The organism is Streptomyces sp. Y309 (assembly GCF_056712025.1).
The window spans coordinates 6,131,672-6,158,628 of the sequence record NZ_CM160048.1; the positions used below are offsets into that span (position 1 = coordinate 6,131,672).

A 26,957-nucleotide genomic window follows, 5' to 3' on the forward strand; every position below is an offset into this window, starting at 1 on the left:
CGCTGCCTTCATGACCGCGCTCTCGCCGCTCTCCCCGTACGACAACATGTCCCCGGTCGCCCAGGCCGCCTACCGGTCCCGCGCCGCCGCGGCCACCCTCGCGCCACTGCCGCGCGCCGAGAAGGACGACGCGCTGCTCGCCATCGCCGATGCCCTCGAAGTGCGCACGGCGGAGATCGTCGCGGCCAACGCCAAGGACGTCGCGCGGGCCCGCGAGGCCGGCACCAGCGAGGCGATCGTCGACCGCCTCACCCTCACCCCCGAGCGCGTCCGCGCCATCGCCGCCGACGTGCGGGACGTCGTCGCGCTGCCCGACCCGGTCGGCGAGGTCGTCCGCGGCTCCACGCTGCCCAACGGCATCGACCTGCGCCAGGTCCGCGTCCCCCTCGGCGTCGTCGGCATCATCTACGAGGCCCGCCCGAACGTCACCGTGGACGCCGCCGCCCTCTGCCTGAAGTCGGGCAACGCGGTGCTGCTCCGCGGCTCGTCCTCGGCGTACGAATCCAACACCGCGCTGGTGCGGGTGCTGCGCGACGCCGTGCACGGCGCGGGACTGCCCGCCGACGCCGTCCAGCTCGTGCCTGGCGAGAGCCGCGAATCCGTACGCGAGCTGATGCGGGCGCGCGGCCTCGTCGACGTCCTCATCCCGCGCGGCGGCGCCTCCCTGATCAGGACCGTCGTCGAGGAGTCCACCGTCCCGGTCATCGAGACCGGCACCGGCAACTGCCACGTCTACGTGGACGCGCACGCCGACCTCGACATGGCCGTCGACATCCTCATCAACTCCAAGGCGCACCGCGTCAGCGTCTGCAACGCCGCCGAGACCCTGCTCGTCCACGCCGACATCGCCGACGCCTTCCTGCCCCGCGCCCTCGACGCGCTCGCCGAGGCCGGCGTCACCGTGCACGCCGACGAGCGCGTCCAGGCGTACGCCCCCGGCTCCAAGGCCACCGTCGTGCCCGCGACCGCCGAGGACTGGGAGACCGAGTACCTCTCGTACGACATCGCGGCCGCCGTCGTCGACTCCCTCGAGGAGGCCGTCGAGCACATCCGGCTGTGGACCTCCGGACACACCGAGGCCATCGTCACCACCTCGCAGCAGGCCGCCCGCCGCTTCACGCAGCTCGTGGACTCCACGACCGTCGCCGTGAACGCCTCGACCCGCTTCACCGACGGCGGCCAGTTCGGCTTCGGCGCCGAGATCGGCATCTCCACGCAGAAGCTGCACGCGCGCGGACCCATGGGCCTGCCGGAGCTCACGTCGACGAAGTACATCGTCACGGGCGACGGCCACATCCGCTGAATTCCCGCTGCGCCTGCCCAAATCGCCCCTCCAGGTCTACGCTGGACGCGTGCCGGAGGACGTGGGGGGCGTGCCGTTTCCCGACGGCTGGGAGCCCGACGACGACCGTGACCACGGGGATGCGGACGAGGAGTTCGCCTCCGTGGTCTTCGACGAGGATTTCGTGCGGGCCGCCGAGGTCCACGAGCCCACCGCGGTGGAGCGGCTGCTCGCCGCCGCCCAGGCGCGCGCCGAGGCGTCCGAGGCCGAGGCCCGCCGCGGCCGCGCCCGCCGCCGCGGCCCGGACACCCCGGACGACGAGTACGAGGAGCACCCCTACGAGGGGTACGGCCCGGACGGCTTCGGCCCCGACGGCGACCGGGACGACTGGGGCGACTGGGACGCCCGCGACGACTGGGAGGGCCGCGAGTTCCTCCAGGACGGCCACGGGCGCTACGGCCGCCGCGGCGCGCCGGTCCGCTGGCACCGCCCGGTGGCCTGGATGCTCGCCCTCCTGATGGGCATAGGCATGGTCGCCTTCGCCTTCGTCGCGGTGTACCGGGGCGCGTCGTCCGGCCGCCAGGACCGGATACCCCCGCCCGCCACCACCGAGGTCGACCAGACCGCGGGACCGGGCGACTCCGGCCACCCCTCCGCGTCGGCGGAGTTCGGCCAGCCCGCGGTGCCCGCCGAGCCCCGCACCCCCTGACCGCCGCCCCCGCGCCCCCCGGCGGCGCCGCAGCCCCGGCGCGTCCCACCAGGTCAGACCCTCCGCGCGCACCCTGGCGGCCAACTCGGCGGCACGCGTGAGGAGTTGTCAGAACTTGTCGTGTACCAGGGCGTTTACCTCACGGCCCGGAGACCTACCCTGAAGGTATGGGCGGGCCAGGAGAACCACCTGCGGGGACACCCGAGGGCGCTCCCGGTGGTGAGGACGAGTACCGATCCGTCGTCTTCGACGAGTCGTTCGTGCGCGCTGCGCGGCTGCAGGAATTCTCCGCACAGGAACGGATGGGCGATCACGCGCGCGCCGTGCGCCGCAGGCCGAGCCCCCACCGCCGCCTCTCCCGGCAGGTGATCGTCCTCGTCGTCCTCATCGCCGTCGCCTTCGGCACCGCGATCTACATGGGCGTGCGCCACCCCTACGGCACCCCGGCCGCCAAACGCCCCGACCCGCTGCGGATGACCGTCATCCCGCTCGCGCCGCAGGGCCGCGTACCCGGCAGCGACAACGTCGCCGAGCTGTTCGCGAAGAGCCCGGCCGCGCAGTTCCGCGTCGGCGCGGGCGGCATCAACCTGCCCGCCGCCCGGCGCACCGCGCACTTCTCCGAGGACCAGGTCGTCTCCGCGCTCACCACAGCCAAGGACTACCTCGTCGAGTCCTCGCTCGACCCGGACGTGCTCATGGGCCGCGCCGTGCGCTCCGCGCGCGTCCTGCTCGACCCCGGCCAGCTCGACCAGTTCGACCGGAGCTTCGCGCACCCCGCCGCCGACGGCCGGCACGCGCCGACGGGCTGGCTGGTGCGGTTCGACCCGGCGAAGACGGCGCTCGCCCAGCCGGGCGTGCGGGTCCAGGGCACCCTGCGGGCCGGCGAGACGGACAAGGACACCCTCGAGGTCGCCTCGGACCACACCTTCGTCTACGCGCTGCGTCCCGCCCGCGCCGACGACCACGCCCGTGCCTCGCTGTTCACTGTCCGGCGCGAGCTGCACTTCCGCTTCGACCGCGACGACCTGCGCATGCACCAGGCCGAGCTGCTCATCTCCTCCGTCCAGGCCGGCCCGCTGGCCTGCTCCGCCGACACCACCCGGGTGCTGCGGCCGCTGCTCGCGGACGAGCGCGCGAAGGCGGGCGGGCCCGCGGGCACGGATCCGTATGCGACCGGGGGTGCGACGGCGCTGTGCGGGACGCTGGCGCGGTCTGCCCAGCCTGCGGTGTGACGCTCTGTTCCTTGCGCGCTACTCGCCGCCGGACGGGCGGTCCGAGGGGCCGCCGGACGCGCCGCCGCCGTTGCCCTGCCCCGTGAACTTCCCGCGCAGCTTGCCGCCCAGGTCGCCCGCGCCGCCCGCGATGTCGGTGACCAGCTTCATCAGCGGGTCCTTGCTGGTGCGTACGTCATCGGCGTACGCCGAAGCGGACTGGCGGAAGGAGTCGGTGACCGACGTGTCGGTGTCCTCGTCGCGGCGCGGGTAGTGGCCGTCCATGATGCGCTGGTAGTCGCGGGTCGCGGCCCACTTCTTCAGCTCGGCGGCGCGCACGGTGGTGAAGGGGTGCGAGCGCGGCAGCACGTTCAGGATCTTCAGTACGGAGTCGCGCAGGTCGCCCCCGGCCTCGTACTCCTCGGCCTGCTCCAGGAACGCGTCCACGTTCATCTCGTGCAGGTGGTTGCCGCCCGCGATCTTCATCAGGCCGCGCATGGACGCCTGCAGGTCCTGGCCGACCAGCAGGCCCGCGCGGTCCGCGGACAGCTCGGACTTGCGGAACCACTCGCGCAGCGCCGTCACGATCGCCATGATCGCGACATTGCCCAGCGGGATCCACGCGACCTTCAGGGCGAGGTTGGTGAGGAACAGCAGGATCGTGCGGTACACCGAGTGGCCGGAGAGGGCGTGGCCCACCTCGTGGCCGACGACCGCGCGCATCTCCTCCTCGTCGAGCAGCTCGACCAGGCCGGTCGTGACGACGATGATCGGCTCGTCGAGGCCGATGCACATCGCGTTCGGCTTCGGGTCCTGCTGGACGTACATCGCCGGGACCTTCTCCAGGTCCAGGATGTAACAGGCGTCCCGCAGCATGGTGTTCAGGTGCGCGAACTGGGCGTCGGAGACCCGCACCGAGTCCGAGAGGAACAGCAGCCGCAGGCTGCGCTCGGGCAGCAGCCCGCTCAGCGCCTTGAAGACCGTGTCGAAGCCGGTGAGCTTGCGCAGCGCCACCAGGGCCGAGCGGTCCGCCGGGTGCTCGTACGCCCGGGACGAGATCCCGGGGAAGCGCCTGCGCTGCCGGCTGGGCACGTTCTCCTGGCCGCTGCCGCTGCCGCTGCTGCCGCCACCGCCGTCGTGGTCGTCGTGATTGCCGTTGGTCATGGCGCCATCCCCCATGTCGTGTCCTCGTTCCTGCCCCCGAGACGGTCCCCAGCCTAGGCGGAGATACCGTGACAGGGCAGCACACAGAAGGAGTCATCCGCCATGGAGCACATCTCCGCAGCCCACGCCCTCGTCCTGGCCGCAGGCACCCAGGACGACCCAGGCCTCGGCAACCTGCTGCGCGTCGTCCTGATCGTGATGGTGGTGGGGTGCGTGCTGGTGGGGTGGCTGTTGCTGCGGGGGTACAGGAAGTGAGCCGGTACCCATTCAGCCCGTCCGGCGTTTGAGGACGAGCCGCGAAGCGGCGATAGCGGGGGTCCAGGGGGCGGCAGCCCCCTGGTTACGGGAAGGGGCGGGCTTGGGGAGCCTCCCGGCAGGGCGACGTGGCCCCCGCCAAGCCCCCCGCATACGATGGCCCCGTCTTTATCCCGATCCCACACCCCGGATAGGTCCTGCTGACGATGAGCCTCCCCAGCACCGCCACCGCCCAGCTCGTCTCCCTCGCCTCCGAGGGTGAGCACACCGGCAACCACGAAAGCCTCAGCCCGTACATCACCGGCGGCGGCGCCCTCCTCGTGCTGCTCCTGCTCCTCTGGATCACCACCCGCTTCAACCGCGACCGCTGAGCCCTCGCGGCCGGGGCCGGCACGGCTGAGCCCCGCGGCCGGGAGGGCCGAGACCCCGGGCCGGGACGGCTGAGACCGGGGCCCGTCGGCAGGGCCGGTAGTGTCTGCACGCATGGGAGAGCAGGACATGCCTACCGGCCCGCAGGGCGCCCCGGGCTCCGGCCCGGCGAGCACCGCCAAGCGCCGCCTGGGCGTCATGGGCGGGACATTCGACCCGATCCACCACGGACACCTGGTGGCGGCCAGTGAGGTCGCCGCCCAGTTTCACCTCGACGAGGTCGTGTTCGTACCGACCGGGCAGCCGTGGCAGAAGAGCGACAAGAAGGTCTCGCCGGCCGAGGACCGCTATCTGATGACGGTCATCGCGACCGCCGAGAACCCGCAGTTCTCGGTCAGCCGCATCGACATCGACCGCGGCGGCCCCACCTACACCACGGACACCCTGCGCGACCTGCGCCGTCTCAACCCCGAGACCGACCTCTTCTTCATCACGGGCGCCGACGCCCTCGGCCAGATCCTCACCTGGCGCGACACCGAAGAGCTGTTCTCGCTGGCCCACTTCATCGGCGTCACCCGGCCCGGCCACACCCTGGCCGACCCCGGCCTGCCCGAGGGCGGCGTCTCACTGGTGGAGGTGCCGGCCCTGGCGATCTCGTCCACGGACTGCCGTGCGCGCGTCGCCAACGGAGACCCCGTCTGGTACCTGGTGCCGGACGGCGTGGTGCGTTATATCGACAAGCGCGAGCTGTACCGCGGCGAGTGAGCCGAGAGGGGCACCGGTGAACGACCGACAGTACGACCCTTATGCGGGCCAGGACCCGTATGCGGGCCAGTACGCGGGTGACGCGGCGAACCAGGCGGACCAGTACGAGGTCGTCGGGTACGACGAGTACGGGCAGCCGGTGTACCAACTGGTGCGGCAGCCCCAAGTCCCGCCGCAGGCAGGGCCTTCGTACGACACGTACGACGCGCACGACACGTACGCGACGCAGCACACGCAGCAGCAGTGGCCGCAGCACCAGTCGCAGCCGGAGCCACAGTCGCAGGGCTACGGCTATGACCCGTACGCCACCGGGACGTCCTACGGCACCGGGGAGCAGACGGGATGGATCCCGCAGCAGCAGCAACCTCAACAGCCGCAGCCGCAACAACATCAGCAGCCGCAGCAGCCGGTCACGCCGGAGCAGACCCACAAGGCTCACGAGCACCGTGAGGGGCAAGAGCACCACGAGCCCCAGCAGCACCAAGAGCCCCAACGGCACCACGAGCCCCGCGAGTACCGCACCGAGCAGTTCTCGTTCATCGAGGAGCCGGACGAGGACTCCGAAGACGTCATCGACTGGCTGAAGTTCACCGAGAGCCGCACCGAGCGGCGCGAGGAGGCCAGGCGGCGCGGCCGCTCGCGCGTCGTCGCCCTGGTCGTGGTGCTCGCGCTCGCGCTGGTCGGCGGCGCCGGCTATCTGTGGTTCGCGGGCAAGCTGCCCGGCGGGTCGGACGAGAAGTCCGGCGCGCAGGCCGCCGCCGGACCCCAGAAGCGCGACGTGGTCGTCGTCCATCTGCACAACACCAAGGGCGGCGGCACCTCCACGGCCCTCCTGGTGAACAACACCACCACCAAGCGCGGCGCCACCGTCCTGCTGCCCAACTCCCTCGCCCTGACCGGCGACGACGGCGCGACGACGCTCGCCAAGTCCGTCGAGGACGACGGCTCGACCGGCACCCGCGAGGAGATCGACACCGCGCTCGGCACCCACGTGGAGGGCACCTGGCGCCTGGACACCCCCTACCTCAACAACCTCGTCGAGCTCGTCGGCAACATCGACATCGACACGAACGCCGACGTCCCCGACCCGAAGGCGAAGAAGAAGGGCGAGGCGCCGCTCGTCAAGAAGGGCGAGCAGCAGACCCTCAGCGGCCCGATGGCCGTCGCGTACGCCACCTACCGCGCGCCCGGCGAGGCCGAGACCGCGCAGCTCACCCGGTTCGGGCAGGTCATGCAGGGCGTGCTGCGCAAGCTGTCGTCCGACCCGCAGGCCGCGACCGTCACCGTGCAGTCGCTCGCGCAGATCCTCGACCCGTCCCTGAAGGAGAAGGACCTCGGCACCTTCCTCGCCAAGCTCGCCGACCGCGCCAAGGGCGGCGACTACGCCACCGCGCTGCTCCCGGTCCGGCAGGACGGGACGCTCACGGAGAAGGCCAGTGCCAGTGTGGTCAAGGACGTACTCGGCGGTGCTGTGAAGAGCCCGGAGCAGGGCGCGGCCGTACGGGTCGGTGTGAAGAACGCCACCGGTGAGAAGGGCGCCACGGAGAACGCCCGCATCGCCCTGGTCAACGGCGGCTACACCTTCGTCGACGGCGGCTCCGGCACCGGGTCGTCGGCGACGTCGCAGGTCACGTACGCCGACACGGCCAAGAAGGCGGAGGCGGAAGAGGTCGCCAAGACCCTCGGCCTGCCCGCCGGCGCGGTCCGCAAGGGCAAGACCGCGCCGAACGCGGACGTGTCGGTGGTGCTCGGCGGGGACTACGACGCCGGGTGAGCCGCGGGGGAGGCCCCGTCCCGGTGGGCGGGGCTCTCCGAAGCCGTCGATAGCCGTCGATATCGCGGCCGGAACAATCTTCTGGGGAGCCGTGCGCGGTCCGTGAGACCCTTGGTGAGTATTGCCCACCTGAAGGAAAGCTCACTAGTGACCGCCACGGACCGCTCCACCGAGCTCATCACCGTCGCCGCCCAGGCGGCGGCCGACAAGCTCGCGCACGACATCATCGCGTACGACGTCAGCGACGTGCTGTCGATCACGGACGCCTTCCTGCTCGCCTCCGCGCCCAACGACCGCCAGGTCAAGTCGATCGTCGACGAGATCGAGGAGCGCCTCAACAAGGAGCTCGGCGCCAAGCCGGTGCGCCGCGAGGGCGACCGCGAGGCCCGCTGGGTCCTCCTCGACTACGTCGACATCGTCGTGCACGTCCAGCACAGCGAGGAGCGCGTCTTCTACGCGCTCGAGCGCCTGTGGAAGGACTGCCCCGAGATCGACCTGCCGGCCGACGCCAAGGCCACCCGCGGCAAGGCCGCCGAGTACGCCGACCGGCAGCAGGCGGCGGAGGAGGCCGGAGCACTGCGCGAGCTGGGCGGTGAGCTGCGGTGAGCAACCGCGGCTGCCGGATCATCCTGTGGCGGCACGGCCAGACCGCCTGGAACCTGGAACGCCGCTTCCAGGGCACCACGGACATCGAGCTGACCGACGAGGGCCTCGCCCAGGCCCGGCGCTCCGCCCGGCTGCTCGCCTCGCTGAAGCCGGACGCGATCATCGCGTCCGACCTGAGGCGGGCCGCCGCCACGGCCGCCGAGCTGGCCGCCGTCACGGGCTTGGACGTCACCCACGACGAAGCCCTGCGCGAGACCTACGCCGGGGCCTGGCAGGGCCTGACCCACGACGAGATCATCGGCATCCACGGCGAGCAGTACGCCGCGTGGAAGCGGGGCGAGCCCGTGCGCCGCGGCGGCGGTGAGCTGGAGACCGAGGTCGCCGACCGGGCCGCCCCCGTCGTCCTGCGCCACGCGGAGAAGCTGCCCGACGACGGCACGCTCGTCGTGGCCAGCCACGGCGGCACGATCCGCACGACCATCGGCCGCCTCCTCGGCCTGGACCCGCACCACTGGGAGGGCCTCGGCGGGCTCTCCAACTGCTGCTGGTCCGTCCTCGGCCAGGGCGCCCGCGGGTGGCGCCTGCTCGAGCACAACGCGGGCACGCTGCCGGAGCCGGTACTCGGCGACGACGACTAGCCCTCCGGGCGGGTGGCGGGCCTCGCCGCCCGGGGCGGCTCGGGTGCCGCTCACCGGCAGGAACCCGGATTTCGCGTTCGGGCAGGTCGCAGGCTAAAGTTCTTCTTGTTCGCCCGCCGAGCGAGACGAACACCCGGGGCTATAGCTCAGTTGGTAGAGCGCCTGCATGGCATGCAGGAGGTCAGGAGTTCAATTCTCCTTAGCTCCACTCAATCGACAAGCGACGTGTGCTCACGAAAAGCGTGAGCAGCGTCGCTTTCGTCGTCTTTGCACGGACTTCGTCCGTGCGCGGCGGGGGCTTCGCCACCCGCACCCCCTGTGCCCCGGCGTTCCTCACGCCGACGGGGTGCCGACCCCTCCCACCAAGGCGACCTCGTCGCGCCGCAGCGTCCGCAGCCGCTCCGTCCGCTGCCGTGTCTCCTCGTCGTCCGGCGTGTACGCCACGATGCGGCACTCCGGCATGCCGTTGATCGACAGCGACACCGACGTCATCCGCAGCTCACCGACCGCCTCGTGCCGGAACGTCTTCACCCGCGGGCCCGGCGGCACCACGTCCCCGCTCGCCCACAGCCGCGCGAACTTCGGGCTGGCCGCGGACAGTTCCCGTATGAAGTCCTCCCAGGCGGGCTCGCCCACATGCCTGCCGTACTCCCCGCGCAGCGTCGCCACCATCACCGGCAGCTCCGAGTCCCGGAAGACCAGGGGGCAGTGCGGCTCGGGCACGACGAACAGCGTCCACAGCACGTTCGCCACGCCTATCGCCGCGACCTCGGGGACGACGAAGACGTCTTCGTAGGCGGGGTTGGTGGCGAGGATGTCGTACCGCGAGTTGTAGACCGCCGCCGGGTGGGGGTCCAGGGCGTCGATGATGCCCTGGATCTCCGGGCCGACCGCCTTCGCGGCCGCCTCGTGCCGTGCGGCGTACGGCACCTCCGCGAGGTGGTAGAGGTGCTCGCGCTCGGCCTTGTCCAGGCGCAGGGTGCGGGCGACGGCGTCCAGGACCTGGGCGGAGGCGTTGATGGGGCGGCCCTGTTCCAGCCACGTGTACCACGTGACGCCGACGCCGGAGAGCTGGGCGACCTCCTCGCGGCGCAGGCCCGGGGTGCGGCGGCGCGGGCCGGGCGGCATGCCCACGTCGGCGGGGGTGACGCGGGCTCTGCGGCCGCGCAGGAACGCGGCCAGCTCGGGACGGCGGCGGGTGGGCACGGGGGTGGGCGTGCCGCTGAGCGTGGGCGTGCCGCCGAGGGCGGGCGGTGTGCTCGCCGGTGCCGGGCGCGCGGGCAGAGTGCTCGCCGGTGGCGTGCGCGTGGCGCGTGTCGAAGGCGTCGCCGCCGTCGTCCCCCTCATGTCCATCGTCGTCACATCCCCCATCGTCAGTGCCCGCCCCGGCCCTTGCCAGGTGCTGTCAGTACCAGCATCGGCGGGCTCTCACTACCTGTACCGAGCCGGGATCACGCTCAGGGCATGACGACAACGACCCGGCCGGTGGCGGACCCCGCCCCAACTCCTGGATCCAGTAAAGACCCTGGCACTGACAATCGCCGCGGCCGCCTGCTCGCGGCCGTGCTCACCGCCCAGTTCATGGCGCTGCTCGACGTGTTCATCGTCAACGTCGCGGCGCCCACGATCCGCGTCGAGCTGCACGCGTCCGGCGCCGGTCTCCAACTCGTCATCGCCGGCTACACCATCTCGTACGCCGTCCTGCTGATCACCGGCGCGCGCCTCGGCGAACGGCTCGGCCACCGCCGGGTCTTCCTCGCCGGGCTCGCCGTGTTCACCGCCGCCTCGCTCGCCTGCGGGCTGAGCCAGAGCACCGGCCAGCTCATCGCCTTCCGGCTCGTGCAGGGCGCGGGCTCCGCCGTCCTGATCCCGCAGGTGCTCAGCCTCATCCAGCGGAACTTCACCGGTGAGGCGCGGATGAAGGCGCTCGGCGCGTACTCGGCGGTGCTCGCCACCGGCGCCGCCGCCGGGCAGGTCGTCGGCGGCGTCCTCGTCAGCGCCGACCTGTTCGGCGCCGGCTGGCGCCCGGTGTTCCTGGTGAACGTGCCCGTCGGCGTGGTCCTGCTGTTCCTCGCGGCGCGCGTGCTGCCCCGCGACGACCGGAGCGAGCCGGGGCGTGCGCGCGGGCTCGACCTGTCGGGGCTCGTGCTGCTCGGCGCCGCCGTCTCACTGTTCACGGTGCCGCTGGTGCTCGGCGAGCAGGAGGGCTGGCCGCTGTGGACCTGGCTGTCGCTCGGGGCGTCGGTCGTGGTCTTCGTCCTGTTCTGCGGCTTCGAAGGGCGCCTGGCCCGGCGCGGCGGGGCGCCGCTGATCGCGCCGCGGGTCCTGCGCGTGCCGGGCATGGGCCTGGCCGTGTTCCGGCTCGGCGCGGTGATGGCGGTCAACTCCGGTTTCCTGTTCGTGCTCTCCCTGCACCTGCAGGGCGGACTCGGCTACAGCGCGCTGCGCGCGGGGCTGACGTTCGGGCCGTCCGCGATCGTCTTCGGGGTGGTCGGCCTGACCTGGCGCAAGTGGCCCGCCGTGCTGCAACGGGCGCTGATTCCGGGCGGGTTCGCGGTGGCGGCGGTGTCGTGCGTCGCGGTGGGGCTGCTGCTGCGGGACGGCGGCGACGGCGGGCTGTGGCTGTACGTGGCGTTCGTGGGTGGCGGCGTGGGGCTCTCGCTCGGGTTCAGCCCGACCCTCACGCGCGCGCTCGCGACGGTCGGGCCGCAGGACGCGGCGGACGCCAGCGGGCTCCTCGCCACCGTCACCCAGCTCGGACAGCTCACCGGTGTCGCCGTCTTCGGCGCGATTTTCCTCGGCCGGATTGAGTCGCAGGGGGCGCCTGGGGCGTATTCATCGGCGGACGCGCTCCTGGTGTGCTTCTACGCGCTCGCCGTGGCGGCGGCCCTGGGCGCCGTGTCCGGACTGGTACGTATGCGTCGCTGACCGGCTTGCCGTGGTCGTGGCAGAATCGACGGGCCGGAAGGGGACTGGACCACTGCGCCGACGGTGACCCGACGGGAGGGAGAGCGCGATGCCTGCGAGCATCCTCGAAGAGGCCGGCCGCCTCTTCGAAGCGGCGGACACACGAGCCGGCGAGCCCACGATCCTGCGCTGCCCTTCCTGCGGTTCGGCCCATGTGGCCCAAGTCCTCGGCGACAACGGCGGAGTCAGTTACGTGTGCACGGCCTGCGGCCACATCTGGAGCTGATCGATGGGTGCACACAGGCGTAAATGCGACTGGTGCGGCAGCGGTACGCCGATCGTCCGCGACATGGAGCCGGTCAACCCGGACTACCAGTACTGGTGCGAGGAGTGCGCGCGGGCGCTGATCATAAAGGGCGACCCCATCGAGACGTACCGCGAACTCGAAGGGGAGCCGATCTACGGCCGCCTGCTCGACGAGCACTGCACCCTCAAGCGCTTCTACTCTTTCGCCACCGCCTGACCCACCTCAGCGGCCTCACGGGTGCCGTGCCCGTGCGCCGCAGAGCGGTGCCCGTGGCGACGGCGAGGAAGCCCGCGGCGGCCAGCGGATAGACCGCCGACAGCGTCATCTGGCCAAAGTTCTGGGACAGTTCCGGCCGTCCGTGGCTGTGCGGCACCCACCACAGGGCGTACGAGGAGAACGCCAGGGCGAGCCCGCCCGCCGCCGCCCAGCGCACCGCGCCGCCCCGCCGCTCCGCGCGCGTCCACAGCAGCAGCGCCATCGGCACGCACCACACCCAGTGGTGCGACCACGACACGGGGCTGACGAGCAGCGCGGTCGCCGCGCAGGCGGCCACGCCCCAGGCCCACTCCCCGCGCACCGCGGCGGTCACCGCGACGGCGAGACCGGCCACGCAGACCACCGCCGCACCGGCCACCCACCACGCGCCGGGCTCCGCGGCGTGCAGCAGCCGGGCGAGCACGCCGCGTACCGACTGGTTCGCGGTGTTCTCCGCCCGCCCGACCCGGCCCGCCTCGAAGACCACCCGGGTCCAGAAGTTCCGCGAGTCGCCCGGCAGCACCACGGCCGTGACGAGCGTCGCCCCCAGGAACGCGCCGACGGCCACGCACGCGTGCCGCACGACCGGCCGCCACACCCCCCGCCGTACCGCCTCGACGGCACCGATCACCAACAGGAAGACCGCGAACAGCGCGGGGGTCAGCTTGATCGCCGCGGCGATCCCGATGCCCACGCCGGCCCACCGGTGCCCCGGGCGCCGCGTCAGGTCCCACAGCACCAGCACGGCGAGCAGCAGATTGACCTGCCCATAGCGCAGCGTCGTCCACACCGGCTCCGACCAGACGGCCAGCGCCGACACCCACAAAGCGGTCTCCACGCGTGCGTGCCCCCGCACACCGGCCAGCCGCAGCGACAGCCGCACGAAGGCCACGAGGAGCAGCAGGTTCCCGAGCGTCGCCAGGATGCGCATGTCCGCCGGATCGAGCAGCGTCAGCGGCGTGAACAGCAGCGCCGCGAACGGCGGATAGGTCATCGGGAGGTCGTGCTCGGTGGCACGCAGCGCGTACAGATCGGCGCCCGCGCGCACGGCGTCGCCCTCCGCCCGGTAGACCATCAAGTCGATCATCGAGACGTCGGCCGCGCGCTGCACGGCCCAGAAGACGGCGAAGGACAGCAGGCAGCCCCCGGCGGCCAGGGGCACGCGGCGGCGGACGACTGCGGTGGCGAGCACGGTCACGAGGCGGGACAGTAGCGGCCCCGTGTGTCCAGGACGGAAACGATTTGGTGGAGCACCGGGGGGACGGTGTAATGTTGGCGCAGCCGCCGGGGGAACCGGGCGGAGCAGCAAGCAAGGGGCTATAGCTCAGTTGGTAGAGCGCCTGCATGGCATGCAGGAGGTCAGGAGTTCAATTCTCCTTAGCTCCACAGCAGATGAGCGGGCCACCCGGATCGGGTGGCCCGCTCTTTCGTGTGCCGTCTCCGTTGTGCGCTCTCCCTTGTGCGTGCTCTCCCTCGTGTGCGCTCTCTCCTGTGTGCCCGTGCGGGGCGCGTCGCCGCTGCCGCCGGTTACCGCAGTGACGCGGTCCGCGTCACTGCCGTCCGCTGCCGAGCGCCCTGCGCCCGCGCCCGCGCGGCAGCATCGGCAGAGCCGTGGGCGGCGGCGGGGCCGCCCCGGGGTCCTCCTCGATGCGCAGGGCGAGCGCGGGACAGCGGCGCACCGCACGCTGGGCGCGCGCCTCCGAGTAGCGCGGCACCGCGGCCTCCGCGACCGACGGAAAGCCGTCCGGACCGAGCTGGATCAGCTCGGGCACGATGTCCGCGCACAGCCCGTGGCCCTGGCACAGCGTCCAGTCGACGGCGAGCCTGCGGCCGCTCGGTGTCTCGCCCTGCGGACCCTCGTCCTGGAGCGGCAGCACGCCCTCCACGGGGCGGCCGCAGCCGTCACCCAGGACGTGCGCGGCCAGATCGTCCGTGAACGCCGCGATCGAGGACTCGATGAACGCCGCCGAGCCGTCCGGGTGCTTGCACGCCCCGCGCCGCTTCACGGCCCGCGTCACCTCGCGCAGCGCCTCCAGGGCGGTCGGCCCGCCGCCGTCCAGGACGTCGGAGAGGCCGCGCGCGGCCGCCGGGAGGCCCAGGTAGCAGGGGCCGCACTGACCGGCGCTCTCGGCCGCCAGCCAGTTCGCCACGTGCAGAGCCTCGCCCAGCGGACAGGTGCCCGGACCGATCGGCAGTATCGCGCCCGCCCCGAGGGTGCCCCCGCAGGCCTCCAGGGCGGCCCGGGAGACGACCGCGTCATGCGCGGTGACCGCGTCCAGCCACTTGCCGTGATAGCCGCCCGTGAGGACGCCCTGCGGCAGCGGCGGCGCACCGGCGAGCTGCAGGACGTACCGGAGGGGCACGCCCGTCGGGACCTCCAGGACCATGGGCCGCGTGACCGCTCCGGAGAGGGTGAGGAGCACCGTGCCCGGCTCGTCGCGCAGGCCCGTGCGCCGGTAGCGGTCCGCGCCGATGCGGGCGGCGACGGCGAGCTGCGCGAAGGTCTCCGCGTTCGACAGGAGCGTGGGCGCGCCGCCCACTCCGGAGTCGGAGGTGTGCACCTTGCGCCCCGGGGGCAGCGGCGGGCCGCCGTCCGCGGAGCGCACCAGCGCCGAGGACTCGCCCGTGACCATGCGCACCGGATTGCGCTGCACGCGCGCGCGAAGGCTCGACCCGCGCCGGTTGCCGAGGCCGCGCTCCGCCAGCGCGGACTGCATCGACGCCTCCGTGGAGTCGCGTGTCACACCGACGACGAGCGTGCGGGCGCCGAGGGCCTCGGCGGCCAGGAGCGCGCCGTCCAGGACGAGATGCGGGGCGCGGTTGATCAGGACGGTGTCCTTGCGGCACGCGGGTTCGTCCTCGCTGCCGTTGACGACGACCACGGGACGTACGCCGCGGCGGATCGCGGACTCCGCGACGGCCCGCAGCTTCTTGGCGAACGGGAAGCCCGCGCCGCCGCGGCCGCGCAGCGAGATCTGTTCGGCGAGCGCCGCGAGATGTTCGCCGGCGATCGGTTCCAGCGGGCCGTGCACCTTGAGGTGCATGGCCAGGTCGAGACGTTCGACCAGATCGAATCCCGAGGTCAGGAGCGGAAGCCCGACGACGCGGACTTCGGGGACGTCGGGCAGGGACGCGTTCACTTGCTGCCTCCGGTGGACGCGTTCCAGGGTTCGCCCGAACTGGGCGCCTGGAAGGGGCCGGGTAGCTGTTGGGTGGCGGGGCCGTCGTCGTACGCGGCGTCGTGCAGGGGGTCGCAGGCAGGCTCACGCACGGGGTCGTGGGCGGCTTCGTGCGCCGGTGGGGGTGTGGGCGGGGGAGAGTCCGGTCCGGGCGCGGGCGGGTGGTAGACGGGCCGGGGTCCGGTGTCGTACGGATCGGCGCCGACGGAGCCGAATCCCCTGTCTCCGTAGTCGTGTTGGGTGTCCAGGCCGTCCAAGGTGTCCAGGAAGGGGTCGTGCCCGGCGCCTGGGGAGCCGTATCGCGGGTCTCGCGTGTCTACGGAAGGGTGGCCCAGGACGGTGGGGTCGTACCGCGTGTCCGGGGAGCCGTATCGCGTGTCTACGGAGGGATGGCCCAGGACGGTGGAGTCGTAACCCGCGTCTACGGAGTCGTATCCGTTGTCTACGGAGTCGTGCGGGAACGGGGTCGACGGGGCCTCCGCCGGCGGTGGGGGTGAGGGGGCCGGCCAGCGGGGGGCCGTGGTGGGCAGGGTCTCGGTGGGCTGGAGGTGCGGGGGCAGCGCCGAGTCGGGATCGGAGGGGGCGGCCAGGGCGCGGTAGGCGGCGGCGATGCCGACGACCGGGGGCTGGTCGGGCGGGACGGTGACGCGGCCGGAGGCCGTGCCGGGCAGCGGGGCGGACGCGGTGTCCCGGGTGGGTGTGCCGGGCTCGCGGCGCCGGGAGCGGCCCGCGGCGGGCTGTGCGTCCGGTTCCAGGAGGGCGAAGATCCGGGCGGCCACCTTGCGCTTGACGGGGCGCGGGGCCGCGCGCAGCGCCACCGCCCCGGCGACCGCGACCAGGCACAGGCAGTACAGGGCCACCACCCACGGCTTCGGGGCGCGGCCCGCGTACAGGCCGTGGATCAGGGCCGCGCACCAGGCCGGGTAGGCCAGCGTGTGCAGCGCCCGCCACCGGGACGCGACCTGGACCGGAGAGGCGAAGGCGCTGCGAAGGGCGCCGGTGACGCTGGTGGTGATCATGAGGAGCCCGGCGAGCGAGCCCAGGCCGATGAGCCCGTCGCTGCCTGAGAAGCCGAGGCCGAACGGCACCAGGGCGCCCACGAACGACACGTGGTCGAGCGCGAGCTTCACGGTGCCGTGCAGCAGCAGGAAGCCCACCGACGCGATCGCCGTGGCCCGGTGCACGGCCTGGGCGAGCAGTCGCTGGCGGGAGCGCAGGAAGAGCCGGTCGGAGGCGACCAGGCCCCACATCACCGAAGCGGTCAGGGCGACGAGCGACAGGACGCCGGTGGTGAAGTCGAGGGCGGCACGGAAGTCGTCGCCGCCCGCGAACACGAGCAGGGGGATCAGCAGCAGCGCGGCCGTGGTGACGATGCCGCGGGCCGCTCTGCTCGGCTCGCGGAAGGCGGGGAACGCCGGTGCCGAGGGCGGTGCCGACGGCGGGAAGGGTGCGGACGCCGGGGAGGAGCGCGGCGACGACGTGGGTAAGACGGGACTCTTGGGGCTCTTGCGGTGCGGGTTCAGAGGGTTCATGGGGGCGACTCCGAAATGGTCCGGTCGCCGCATGCTAAGTCGCGCCATACCGACGGGTACGGGGTTTGAGTTATTGCGTTGTTATCAAAGCGCGACTCGATCTTGGTGTTGCCCCGATAGTGGTCGGTACGCGGAGTAACCCTTGGCCAATGATCGGGTTCCGGCCCCGGTGCGGGTGAGGTTCCGGCGTCCACCGCGGCACCGGACAAAGCGCGTCGCCCCGCTCCGGAGCGCTGCGGTACCCTGACGCCATGCGTGCCGTACGCCTTCTGCTTAGCGGGCCGCGCTGATCAGTCCCGACCGCCCAGTGAGCGTGGTCGGAATCGGCGCGGCGTCCCCTCCTGTGCGAGGGGCATTTTTGTTTGGCCGTCCGGCCAATTCCGCAGGCAGAGACGATCGATGGAGCTTTGAGGACCATGAGCGAGACGAATTCCTCCGCCACTGCTGAAGGCGCGGCAGGCGCGGGGGGCGCCCCTTCCGCCGCCGAGGCGGCAGCGCCGCACCGCTACACGGCCGCCCTCGCGGCCGAGATCGAGGCGCGCTGGCAGGACTTCTGGGACGCGAACGGCACGTACGAAGCGCCCAACCCGAGCGGCGACCTGGCCGGTGACCGGGCGGTCGTCGAGCGGCCCAAGAAGTTCATCATGGACATGTTCCCTTACCCCTCCGGTGCGGGCCTGCACGTCGGCCACCCGCTGGGCTACATCGCCACGGACGTCTTCGCCCGCTTCCAGCGCATGACCGGCCACAACGTCCTGCACTCCCTGGGCTTCGACGCCTTCGGCCTGCCCGCCGAGCAGTACGCCGTGCAGACGGGCACGCACCCGCGCGTGTCCACGGAAGCCAACATCGAGAACATGAAGGCGCAGCTGCGCGCCCTGGGTCTGGGCCACGACCAGCGCCGCTCCTTCGCGACGATCGACCCGGACTACTACAAGTGGACCCAGTGGATCTTCCTGCAGATCTTCAACTCCTGGTACGACGACGAGGCGAGGAAGGCACGCCCCATCGCCGACCTGGTCGCGCAGTTCGAGAGCGGTGATCGTGCCGTACCGGGCTCCACGCGCGCGTGGCACGAACTGAATCCCATGGAGCGCGCCGACGTCCTGAGCGGCTTCCGTCTGGCCTACGCCTCCGACGCCCCCGTCAACTGGTGCCCCGGCCTGGGCACCGTCCTGGCCAACGAGGAAGTCACCGCCGACGGCCGCTCCGAGCGCGGCAACTTCCCCGTCTTCAAGGCCAAGCTGCGCCAGTGGAACATGCGCATCACCGCCTACGCCGACCGCCTGCTGGACGACCTGGACGCGCTGGACTGGCCCGAGGCCATCAAGCTGCAGCAGCGCAACTGGATCGGCCGCTCCGAAGGCGCACGCGTCGACTTCCCCGTCGGCTCCGAAGGCGACGCCATCACCGTCTTCACCACCCGCCAGGACACCCTGTTCGGCGCGACCTACATGGTCCTGGCGCCCGAGCACGAACTGGTCGACGCGATCGTCCCGGCCGCCTGGCCCGAGGGCACCCACGACGTGTGGACGGGCGGCCACGCGACCCCCGCCGAGGCCGTCGCCAAGTACCGCGCGTTCGCCGCCGCCAAGTCCGACGTGGAGCGCCAGGCCGACGCCAAGGAGAAGACCGGCGTCTTCACGGGCGCGTACGCGACGAACCCCGTCAGCGGCGAGCGCGTCCCGGTCTTCATCGCCGACTACGTCCTGATGGGCTACGGCACCGGCGCCATCATGGCCGTCCCGGCCCACGACTCCCGCGACTTCGCCTTCGCGCGCGCCTTCGAGCTGCCGATGCGCTGCGTCGTCGAGCCCTCCGACGAACGCGGCACCGACCCGTCCGCGTGGGACGACTCCTTCGACTCCTACGAGGCGAAGATCATCAACTCGTCCGGCGCCGAGGTCTCCCTGGACGGCCTGGTGGTCGTCGACGCCAAGGCGCGCATCACGGAGTGGCTGGAGCGCAAGGGCATCGGCCAGGGGACCGTCAACTTCCGCCTGCGCGACTGGCTGTTCAGCCGCCAGCGCTACTGGGGCGAGCCCTTCCCGATCGTCTACGACGAGGACGGCGTCGCGCACTCGCTGCCCGAGTCGATGCTGCCCCTGGAGCTGCCGGAGGTCGACGACTACAGCCCGCGCACCTTCGACCCGGGCGACGCCGACACCCAGCCGGAAACCCCGCTGTCCCGCAACGAAGAGTGGGTCAACGTCACGCTGGACCTGGGCGACGGCCCCAAGAAGTACCGCCGCGAGACCAACACCATGCCCAACTGGGCCGGTTCCTGCTGGTACGAGCTGCGCTACCTGGACCCGCACAACGACCGGCAACTGGTCGCCCCCGACATCGAGCGCTACTGGATGGGCCCCCGCGCGGGACAGCCGACCGGCGGCGTCGACCTGTACGTCGGCGGCGCCGAGCACGCCGTACTGCACCTGCTGTACGCGCGCTTCTGGTCGAAGGTCCTGTTCGACCTGGGCCACATCTCGTCCGCCGAGCCGTTCCACAAGCTGTTCAACCAGGGCATGATCCAGGCCTACGTCTACCGCGACAGCCGCGGCTTCCCGGTGCCCGCCGCCGAGGTCGAGGAGCGCGACGGGAAGTTCTTCTTCGAAGGCGAGCAGGTCAAGCGCGAGCTGGGCAAGATGGGCAAGTCCCTGAAGAACGCCGTCACTCCGGACGAGATCTGCGCGGAGTACGGCGCGGACACGCTGCGTCTGTACGAGATGGCGATGGGCCCGCTGGACGTCTCGCGCCCGTGGGACACGCGCGCGGTCGTCGGCCAGTACCGGCTGCTGCAGCGCATGTGGCGCCTGGTCGTCGACGAGGCCACCGGCGACGTGACCGTCGCGGACACCGAGCCCGACGAGGACACGCTGCGGGCGCTGCACAAGGCGATCGACGGCGTACGTCAGGACCTGGACGGCATGCGGTTCAACACCGCCATCGCCAAGATCACCGAGCTGAACAACCACCTGACCAAGGCGGCCGGACCGGTGTCCCGCTCCGTAGCCGAGCGCCTGGTCCTGCTGGTCGCGCCGCTGGCCCCGCACATCGCCGAGGAGCTGTGGCGCAAGCTGGGCCACACCGACTCCGTCGTCCACCAGGACTTCCCGGTCGCCGACCCCGCGTACGTCGTGGACGAGACCGTGACCTGCGTCGTGCAGATCAAGGGCAAGGTCAAGGCCCGTCTGGAGGTCCCGCCGGCCATCTCCGAGGAGGAGCTGGAGAAGGTGGCCCTGGGCGACGAGCGCGTGGTCGCCGCGCTGGACGGGGCGGGGATCCGCAAGGTGATCGTGCGGGCGCCGAAGCTGGTGAACATCGTTCCGGCCTAAGCCGGCCCGGACCCACCCCTGCGGGGCCGACGGCCAACTGCGTGTCTGCCGAAGCGCATCGGGGTAGTCCCCTACGGGCAGCTTGGGGGTTCCGCTGGAACCCTCGGGCTGCCCGTTGCGTTTACCGTGGAGAAGGCGGGCGGACCGCGTACGCCGCGCTGTGAACGCCGCACTGTCGCGCGCCGCAGACCGAGCCGCACACCGAACACCGAACATCGAATCGCCGGGCCGAAGGAGAAGCATCGTGGAAGCCGTGATCGCAGTGGTCGCGCTGCTCTTCGTGCTGTTCCTGGCGGTGGGAGCGTATGCGACGGTCAAGGTGGTCGGCGCGGCCCGCCGCGGGATGGACCGCACGATCACGCAGGCCCGCCGCAGCGTGGAGGACACCACGCTGCGCGCCAGAACGCTCGCGCAGCCCGGCGCCGTCGGCGAGCTGGCCCAGCTCCGCCTCAAGCTGCGCACGTCGATGCGCGCCACGCAGGACTCCCTGCGCGCGGGCGTCGCCGAGGACTCCTCGCTGCACGAGTCCCTGGCGCTCTTCCAGCGTCTGAGCGCGCACGGCCACGAGCTGGACGACGAGCTCAAGCGCCTGGAGCGCGAGCCCGACCGGATCGAGCTCAGCCAGCGCCTGCCCGGCCTGCGGGATCGCACCGAGCAGATCGTCAAGGCCGCCGACTCACTCCGCTGGGCCGCCCGCGACCGCGCCAACAAGTTCGCGGACGACGACCTCGACCTGCTCAAGGAGCAGATCGACATGGAGACGGGCGCGCTGCGGCACTGGACGACGGAACCCACCGACGACCAGCCCCTCACCTCCTGGTCCGACCCCACGCCGACGGCCGGGACCGGCCAGGCGAAGGCCGGGGCGAGCCCCGCGGCCGACATGAAGAAGCCCGCCCAGCCCCAGTCCGAGTCGCAGCGCCGGCCCCAGCCGTCGCAGGCGTCCGCCCGTGAGGAAGAGGCCGAGCGCACCGCCCAGGAACCCACCCGTCCCGCGATCACGCCGCCGTCGCCGCAGCCGACGTATCCCTGGCAGAAGAAGCCCAAGCCCGAGAGCACCACCTGACCGCATGCCCTTCCGTCGGCGTTCCAGCACGGCCTCCGCATGCCCGCGGCCTCGTCGGCGGGCATGGGCTCCGTCCCCCGCGTGAAGGGGCCGGACTGCCGCACCGGGGTTCCTGCGGGTAATCTCCAGCTCATGTCCCGCCATGTCGCGATCGTCACCGATTCAACGGCCTACCTGCCGCAACGGACGATGGAGCGGCACGACATCACCGCGGTGCCGCTGACCGTGGTGCTCGGCAACCAGGCGCTCGAAGAGGGCACCGAGATCTCCGCCCGCTCACTCGCCCTCGCCCTGCAGAAACGCCACCCCGTCACCACCTCGCGGCCCAGCCCCGAAGTCTTCGCGCAGACCTACCGCAAGATCGCGGAGGCGGGCGCCACCGGCATCGTCTCGCTCCACCTGTCGGCTGAATTCTCCGGAACGTACGACGCCGCCGTCCTCGCCGCACGCGAGGCGCCGGTGCCGGTACGTGTGGTGGACACCGGCATGGTCGCGATGGCCCTCGGCTTCTGCGCGCTGGCCGCGGCCGAGACCGTCGAATCGGGCGGCTCGATGGACGAAGCCGTGACGGCCGCCGAGAAGCGGGCCGCGGCCACGTCCGCGTACTTCTACGTCGACACCCTCGACTACCTCCGCCGCGGCGGCCGCATCGGCGCCGCCCAGGCGCTCCTCGGCTCCGCACTCGCCGTGAAACCGCTGCTCGCGCTGGACGGCGGCCGCATCGAGATGCTGGAGAAGGTACGCACGGCGTCCAAGGCGATCGCCCGCCTGGAGGAGATCGTGGTCGAGCGGGCCGGAGCCCACGACGTGGACATCGCCGTCCACCACCTGGCCGCGCCCGAGCGCGCGACGACCCTCGCGGACCGCCTCCGGGACCGGGTCCCGGGCCTCGCCGAGCTGCATGTCAGCGAGGTGGGGGCGGTGATCGGGGCGCATACGGGGCCGGGGTTGCTGGGGGCTGTGGTTTCGCCTCGTTGAGGGTTCTGGCCGGGGGCCTTGGGCGGGGCTGGGTGCCCGGTGCCTGGGCTCGGCGTTCTGGCGGACGCCACGAATGGGTGACGGGGTTATCCACAACTACCGGGTAATCCCCGGGAATTGAGCAAGATCAACAACTTCTCGTCGTGACGCCTAGCGTTTTCGACATGGCACTTCGATCACCTTCACGAACGACAAGCGGAGCCACGCCGTCGCGGGCGGCGGGCGCGGTTCCGGGGGCATCAGGCGTGGAACGCCGCGTGGCTGTGGGTCAGTTGACGCACCGCCACGCTCGGAAGCGGGCCCGGCGCAGGCGCGCGGCAGCGGAAGCCATGCGGTTGCGGGCCGAAGCGCTCTTCACGGGGCCTGGTGTGAGGCCTGGCGAGCAGGCGCCGCGCGCGCCGGCGGGGGATGTGGGGCATGTGCGGCGGAAGGATGTCGAGCAGGTAGCGCCGGTGGACATCGAGCGTGTGCGGCCGGAGGCTGTTCGGCTTCGAACTCCCGGGTGGGCTCGGGGCGTTGGCGGCCCAGGGCCTGGAGGTGGTGCGGGAGCTGGGGGCCGCGGTGGGGGTGCTGCAGCCGGTGGGGGCGCGACCCGCACGGGTGGGATCGCGGTTCCGGCTGTGCCGGAGGGGGCGGTTGCGTCGGGTGCAGCCGGGGCTGAGCGTGCACCGAGCGCGGTGAATGGGTCGGGGCTGGTGAGCGCGGCAGTCCCGGTGAGCGCATCGGCCCCGGTGAGCGCGGTGGGCGCAGTGGGCGCGGTGGGCGCGGTCGGCAGGGCGGACGTGGGGGCCGCTGTGGACGACGGTTCTGGTGCCGCCGCCCCGGTGGAGCCGTCGTGGCGGATGCGGGTCGGGCTCGCGGTGCGGGAGCGGCTCCCGCTCTGGCTGCGGTTGCGATGCGGCCTGGAGCGGCGGAGTGTCGTCGCCCTCGGCCTGGTCCTCCTCGTGGCGGCGGTCTTCGCGGCGCAGCACTTCTGGACGGGACGGACACAGCCGGTCCGGGCGCCGGACGTGGTGGGCGAGGCGGCGGGGCCGGGCGGTGAAGCCGGGCCGTCCCCTTCGCCCGGGGCGCCCCCGGGGCCCGACGGAGACTTCGCGGCGGGTGCCGCCACGGAAGCGGGGAGGGGCGCGGGTGGCGCGGGCGCGGCGGACGGCGGGGTCGTCGTGGACGTCAGGGGCAAGGTCCGCAGCCCGGGTGTGCAGCGGCTGCCTGCGGGCTCCCGCGTGGCCGACGCGTTGCGGGCGGCGGGCGGGGTCCGCCCCGGGACGAAGACGGACGGGCTCAACCGCGCCCGGTTGCTCGTCGACGGTGAGCAGGTTGTGGTGGGTGGCCCGGTACCCCCGGGAGTGGGAGCAGGCGTCGGTGCGGGTGCGGGTGCGGGTGCGGGTGCGGGTGCGGGACCGGGTGCCGGTTCGGGTCCCGCGGCCGGTGGCACGGCAGCCGGGGCGGCCGGAGTCGATGGTGCGGCGGCCGGACCCGTCGGGCTCAACACCGCCACCGCCGAACAGCTCGACACCTTGCCGGGCGTGGGCCCGGTCCTGGCACAGCACATCATCGACTACCGCACGGAGCACGGCGGCTTCCGTTCGGTCGACGAACTCCGGGAAGTGAACGGCATCGGCGAGAAGCGCTTCGCGGACCTGCAGAATCTCGTGCGGCCATGAGGCGCGCGGCGGCTCGCGCCGCTGCCGGGGGTGCCGCTGGCGCCGGGGGTGCCGGTGGTGTCGCGCCCGGCCGGCGGCACGGCAGGCTCGGTGTGGCAGACCCACGTCAGGAGGGCCCCGTGGACCTCCGCCTGGTTCCGCCCGCTCTCGGGGCCTGGGCCGCGGCGGCCCTCGCGTTGACGGCTCCCCCTCGCCTGGTGGTCGGCGCGGTCGTGGTGTGCGTGGTGGTGGCCGGGGTCCTCCTGGTGACGTGGACCGCGCGGGGGAGAGGAGGCGGGCGTGGGCGGGTGGATCCGCAGGCGAACAGCGGCTCCTCGGGGCGGGGTGATGCGGGGGCGCGGAGGCAAAGTGCCTTAGCCCGGAGGCGGGGTGGCTTCGCGTGGGGGCGGGTGAGTGTCGCCGCCGTGCTGCTCTGCGCCGCGGCGTCGGCAGCGTCCGCCGGACTGCACGGGGCGGATCTGCACCGAGGCCCGGTCCCCGCACTCGCCCAGCGGTATGCGGAGGTGACGGCGGAAGTGGAGGTGACGTCGGACCCGCGCCGCACCAGACCCCGGGTGACCGGCGACCGCGCGGCGCCGCCGTCCATCGTCCTGAACGGGGAGGTGGTCCGCGTGACGGAGGCCGACGGCACGACGAGCGTGACCCGGGCGCCGGTGCTGGTCATCGTGCGGGAGGAGGCGAACGAGCGGAGCGAATCCGGCTCGTCCCGGGCACCGGGGCCGGGGTCGCCCAAGTGGCAGGGAGGCGCCCCTGGCCTCCCGAAGGCCGAAGGGCCAGCCAGTCGGTCGGGGGTGTCATCGGACGGAGAGACGGCCACGCAGGCGCGCCCGCAAGGAGAAGCCGTCACGCCGCAGCGCCCGCGTGGCTCGGCGTGGTTGGATCTGTTGCCGTCCACGCGGCTGCGGGTGCGGGGCAGTCTCGCGGTGCCGCTGGGGTACGGTGAGCGGATCGCGGCGGTGTTGCGGGTGCCGGAGGGGCAGGCGCCGGAGGTGGTCGGGGCGCCGTCCGGGGTGCAGCGGTTCGCGGGGGAGTTGCGGGCGGGGCTGCGGGAGGCGACGGACGGGTTGCCGGACGACGCGCGGGCGCTGTTGCCGGGGCTGGTGATCGGGGACACGTCGCGGGTGCCGCCGGACCTGGACCAGGCGTTCCGGGCGACCGACCTGACGCACCTGCTCGCGGTGAGCGGGGCCAACCTCACCATTGTCCTGGCGCTGCTCATCGGCCCGCCCGGCACGGCCCACCGTGCGGAACGGCGAGGGCTGGCCCCCAGATTGGGGATCCCGCTGCGGACGACCGCGCTGCTCGGCGGCGGCCTCACGCTCGGCTTCGTCGTGGTGTGCAGACCGGAGCCGAGCGTACTGCGGGCGGCGGCCTGCGGACTGATCGTGCTGCTGGCCATCGGCACAGGACGGCGCAGGTCACTGCTGCCCGCGCTGGCCGCAGCGGTGCTGTTGCTGGTGCTGTACGACCCGTGGCTGTCGCGGAGTTACGGCTTCCTGCTCTCCGTCCTGGCGACGGGTGCGCTGCTGACGCTGGCGCCGAGGTGGAGTGCGGCGCTGCGGCGGCGCGGAGTTCCGGGGCGGGCGGCGGAGGCGCTGGCGGCCGCCGCGGCGGCGCAGGCGGTGTGCGCGCCGGTCGTGGCGGTGCTTGCGGCGCGGGTGAGTCTGGTCGCGGTGCCGTGCAATCTGCTCGCGGAGTTCGCGGTCGCGCCGGCGACGGTGCTGGGGTTCGCGGCGCTGGCGGTGGCTCCGGTGGGGATGCCGGTGGCCAAGGCGATCGCGTGGTGCGCGAGTTGGCCGGCGGGCTGGATCGCGGGGATCGCGAGAGCGGGGGCGGCGCTGCCCGGGAACGGGATCGACTGGCCGGGCAGTTGGGGCGGGGCGCTGCTGCTGGCGGTCGTGACGGTCGCTGTCGTCCTGGCCTGCCGCAGGCTGGCCCGGCACCCGTGGCTGAGCGTGGGGTGCGTGCTGCTGCTCCTGCTGGTGGTCGTCCAACCGCCGCCCCTCACCCGGGTGATCGCGGGCTGGCCGCCGCCGGACTGGCGGCTGGTGATGTGTGACGTGGGGCAGGGGGACGCGACCGTGCTCGCGGCGGGCGGGGGAGCCGGAGTGGTGGTCGACGCGGGCCCCGATCCTGTCCTGGTCGACCGGTGCCTGCGTTCGCTCGGGGTCACGCGGGTGCCGCTCGTGCTGCTCACGCACTTTCACGTGGATCACGTGGCGGGTCTGCCGGGGGTGCTGCGGGGGCGGTCCGTGGGGGCGATCCAGACGACGGGGTTCCAGGAGCCGCCGGGGCAGGCCGAGTTCGTGCGCGGGCAGGCGGCGGTGCGGGGGATTCCGGTGACGCGGGCCGTGGCCGGGGAGCGGCGGCGTACGGGCGCGCTGGAGTGGCGGGTGCTCTGGCCGCCGCCCGGTCCGGCGGCGCGGCCGGAAGGGCCGAACGACGCGAGCGTCACCCTGCTGGCGCGGATCGCGGGCCTCACCGTGCTCCTGCTGGGCGACCTCGAACCACCTGCTCAGCGCGCCCTGTTGCGTACGCCGGTCGCCGCGGCGCTGCCGAGGGTGGACGTGCTGAAGGTCGCGCATCATGGTTCGGCCTACCAGGACCCGCTGCTCCTGCGGAGAGCCGGACCGCGCCTCGCACTGATCTCGTGCGGCGCGGACAACCCGTACGGGCACCCCTCGCCCCGGACGGTCGCGGCGCTGCGGGCCGGGGGCGCGCAGGTGGAGCGGACGGACACCAGCGGCGCCATCGCGGTCACCGGAGGCAGGGCCGGGGCGCGAGCGGAGCCGCCGGGACGGAGGCCGACTGCGGGCGAGGAGGCCGACCTGGCGGTGACGACACGGAGGTAACGGCATGGAGGTGACGGCACGGCGGTCACGACTCGGAGGTGACGGCACGGCGGTGAGGGCGGTCGGCGCCGGTCAGTGGTGGGTGCTCTCGTACGGCCCACAGGCAGCC

At 72.8% G+C, this 26,957-nt stretch carries 22 protein-coding genes and 2 tRNA genes; 19 read left to right on the forward strand and 5 right to left on the reverse strand.

Annotation, left to right across the window (positions count from 1 at the left end; genetic code table 11):
* The first annotated feature begins 10 nt into the window (after window positions 1-10).
* The 3 genes from AC0KTA_RS25130 (at window position 11) to AC0KTA_RS25140 (ending at window position 3,223) form a co-directional block, all read left to right on the forward strand.
* Entirely contained in the window at window positions 11-1,303 is a 1,293-nt protein-coding gene (locus tag AC0KTA_RS25130) for a glutamate-5-semialdehyde dehydrogenase (protein ID WP_481050482.1), read from the forward strand.
* Window positions 1,304-1,352: 49 nt separating this feature from the next.
* Window positions 1,353-1,991, forward strand: coding sequence for an SCO2584 family spore wall biosynthesis protein (locus tag AC0KTA_RS25135; RefSeq protein ID WP_481050483.1), 639 nt, complete (start codon window positions 1,353-1,355; stop codon window positions 1,989-1,991).
* Between the two features lie 167 nt (window positions 1,992-2,158).
* On the forward strand, window positions 2,159-3,223 hold the full coding sequence (locus tag AC0KTA_RS25140; RefSeq protein ID WP_481050484.1) for an SCO2583 family membrane protein: 1,065 nt from the start codon (window positions 2,159-2,161) through the stop codon (window positions 3,221-3,223).
* A gap of 18 nt (window positions 3,224-3,241) precedes the next feature.
* Here AC0KTA_RS25140 and AC0KTA_RS25145 read toward each other — a convergent pair whose 3' ends face one another.
* Window positions 3,242-4,366: a M48 family metallopeptidase gene (locus AC0KTA_RS25145; protein WP_481050485.1), complete on the reverse strand. Its 1,125-nt coding sequence runs from the start codon at window positions 4,364-4,366 to the stop codon at window positions 3,242-3,244.
* Window positions 4,367-4,468: 102 nt separating this feature from the next.
* Between AC0KTA_RS25145 and AC0KTA_RS25150 the strand changes: the two genes are divergently transcribed.
* From AC0KTA_RS25150 to AC0KTA_RS25180, 7 genes are all read left to right on the forward strand, one after another.
* Window positions 4,469-4,621: a hypothetical protein gene (locus AC0KTA_RS25150; RefSeq protein WP_481050486.1), complete on the forward strand. Its 153-nt coding sequence runs from the start codon at window positions 4,469-4,471 to the stop codon at window positions 4,619-4,621.
* Between the two features lie 206 nt (window positions 4,622-4,827).
* Window positions 4,828-4,992, forward strand: a complete 165-nt coding sequence (locus AC0KTA_RS25155) for a hypothetical protein (protein ID WP_481050487.1) — start codon at window positions 4,828-4,830, stop codon at window positions 4,990-4,992.
* 112 nt (window positions 4,993-5,104) lie between these two features.
* Window positions 5,105-5,755, forward strand: coding sequence for a nicotinate-nucleotide adenylyltransferase (gene nadD / locus AC0KTA_RS25160; RefSeq protein ID WP_481050488.1), 651 nt, complete (start codon window positions 5,105-5,107; stop codon window positions 5,753-5,755).
* Window positions 5,756-5,771: 16 nt separating this feature from the next.
* Window positions 5,772-7,529: an LCP family protein gene (locus AC0KTA_RS25165; RefSeq protein ID WP_481050489.1), complete on the forward strand. Its 1,758-nt coding sequence runs from the start codon at window positions 5,772-5,774 to the stop codon at window positions 7,527-7,529.
* A 147-nt stretch (window positions 7,530-7,676) separates the two neighbouring features.
* Window positions 7,677-8,135 (forward strand): ribosome silencing factor, encoded by a 459-nt coding sequence (gene rsfS / locus AC0KTA_RS25170; RefSeq protein ID WP_481050490.1) that lies wholly within the window; start codon window positions 7,677-7,679, stop codon window positions 8,133-8,135.
* The gene (locus tag AC0KTA_RS25175) at window positions 8,132-8,773 is read left to right on the forward strand and encodes a histidine phosphatase family protein (protein WP_481050491.1); all 642 of its coding nucleotides are present in this window, start codon (window positions 8,132-8,134) and stop codon (window positions 8,771-8,773) included. Before rsfS ends, AC0KTA_RS25175 begins: the two co-directional genes overlap by 4 nt.
* 135 nt (window positions 8,774-8,908) lie before the next feature.
* A tRNA-Ala gene (locus tag AC0KTA_RS25180) sits at window positions 8,909-8,981 on the forward strand.
* Between the two features lie 125 nt (window positions 8,982-9,106).
* Here AC0KTA_RS25180 and AC0KTA_RS25185 read toward each other — a convergent pair.
* Window positions 9,107-10,144 (reverse strand): helix-turn-helix transcriptional regulator, encoded by a 1,038-nt coding sequence (locus tag AC0KTA_RS25185; RefSeq protein ID WP_481050492.1) that lies wholly within the window; start codon window positions 10,142-10,144, stop codon window positions 9,107-9,109.
* 93 nt (window positions 10,145-10,237) lie between these two features.
* Between AC0KTA_RS25185 and AC0KTA_RS25190 the strand changes: the two genes are divergently transcribed.
* The 3 genes from AC0KTA_RS25190 (at window position 10,238) to AC0KTA_RS25200 (ending at window position 12,203) form a co-directional block, all read left to right on the forward strand.
* Window positions 10,238-11,701, forward strand: coding sequence for an MFS transporter (locus AC0KTA_RS25190; protein ID WP_481050493.1), 1,464 nt, complete (start codon window positions 10,238-10,240; stop codon window positions 11,699-11,701).
* A gap of 88 nt (window positions 11,702-11,789) precedes the next feature.
* Window positions 11,790-11,966, forward strand: coding sequence for a hypothetical protein (locus tag AC0KTA_RS25195; protein ID WP_481050494.1), 177 nt, complete (start codon window positions 11,790-11,792; stop codon window positions 11,964-11,966).
* A 3-nt stretch (window positions 11,967-11,969) separates the two neighbouring features.
* Window positions 11,970-12,203 carry a hypothetical protein gene (locus AC0KTA_RS25200; protein WP_016643127.1) on the forward strand — a complete coding sequence of 78 codons (234 nt, stop codon included), beginning with the start codon at window positions 11,970-11,972 and terminating at the stop codon, window positions 12,201-12,203.
* Here AC0KTA_RS25200 and AC0KTA_RS25205 read toward each other — a convergent pair.
* Window positions 12,172-13,440, reverse strand: a complete 1,269-nt coding sequence (locus AC0KTA_RS25205) for a glycosyltransferase 87 family protein (protein WP_481050495.1) — start codon at window positions 13,438-13,440, stop codon at window positions 12,172-12,174. The two genes, AC0KTA_RS25200 and AC0KTA_RS25205, sit on opposite strands and share 32 nt — an antisense overlap.
* Before the next feature lie 115 nt (window positions 13,441-13,555).
* On the opposite strand from AC0KTA_RS25205, the gene AC0KTA_RS25210 reads away from it, so the two are divergent.
* Window positions 13,556-13,628: transfer RNA gene (locus AC0KTA_RS25210), tRNA-Ala, on the forward strand.
* Window positions 13,629-13,792: 164 nt separating this feature from the next.
* Here AC0KTA_RS25210 and AC0KTA_RS25215 read toward each other — a convergent pair.
* Together AC0KTA_RS25215 and AC0KTA_RS25220 are read right to left on the reverse strand one after the other, a co-directional pair.
* Window positions 13,793-15,382, reverse strand: a complete 1,590-nt coding sequence (locus AC0KTA_RS25215; RefSeq protein ID WP_481050496.1) for a ferredoxin — start codon at window positions 15,380-15,382, stop codon at window positions 13,793-13,795.
* The gene (locus AC0KTA_RS25220) at window positions 15,379-16,953 is read right to left on the reverse strand and encodes a ferric reductase-like transmembrane domain-containing protein (protein WP_481050497.1); all 1,575 of its coding nucleotides are present in this window, start codon (window positions 16,951-16,953) and stop codon (window positions 15,379-15,381) included. The genes AC0KTA_RS25215 and AC0KTA_RS25220 overlap by 4 nt, the downstream gene beginning before the upstream one ends.
* A 416-nt stretch (window positions 16,954-17,369) precedes the next feature.
* Between AC0KTA_RS25220 and leuS the strand changes: the two genes are divergently transcribed.
* The 5 genes from leuS (at window position 17,370) to AC0KTA_RS25245 (ending at window position 26,848) form a co-directional block, all read left to right on the forward strand.
* Entirely contained in the window at window positions 17,370-20,288 is a 2,919-nt protein-coding gene (leuS, locus tag AC0KTA_RS25225) for a leucine--tRNA ligase (RefSeq protein ID WP_481050498.1), read from the forward strand.
* Window positions 20,289-20,532: 244 nt separating this feature from the next.
* Entirely contained in the window at window positions 20,533-21,354 is an 822-nt protein-coding gene (locus AC0KTA_RS25230) for a hypothetical protein (RefSeq protein ID WP_481050499.1), read from the forward strand.
* Between the two features lie 132 nt (window positions 21,355-21,486).
* A complete protein-coding gene (locus tag AC0KTA_RS25235) occupies window positions 21,487-22,332 on the forward strand; it encodes a DegV family protein (protein ID WP_481050500.1) in 846 nt (281 codons plus the stop codon).
* A gap of 695 nt (window positions 22,333-23,027) precedes the next feature.
* Window positions 23,028-23,996, forward strand: coding sequence for a ComEA family DNA-binding protein (locus AC0KTA_RS25240; protein ID WP_481050501.1), 969 nt, complete (start codon window positions 23,028-23,030; stop codon window positions 23,994-23,996).
* On the forward strand, window positions 23,993-26,848 hold the full coding sequence (locus AC0KTA_RS25245) for a ComEC/Rec2 family competence protein (protein WP_481050502.1): 2,856 nt from the start codon (window positions 23,993-23,995) through the stop codon (window positions 26,846-26,848). Before AC0KTA_RS25240 ends, AC0KTA_RS25245 begins: the two co-directional genes overlap by 4 nt.
* Window positions 26,849-26,957 lie beyond the last annotated feature (109 nt).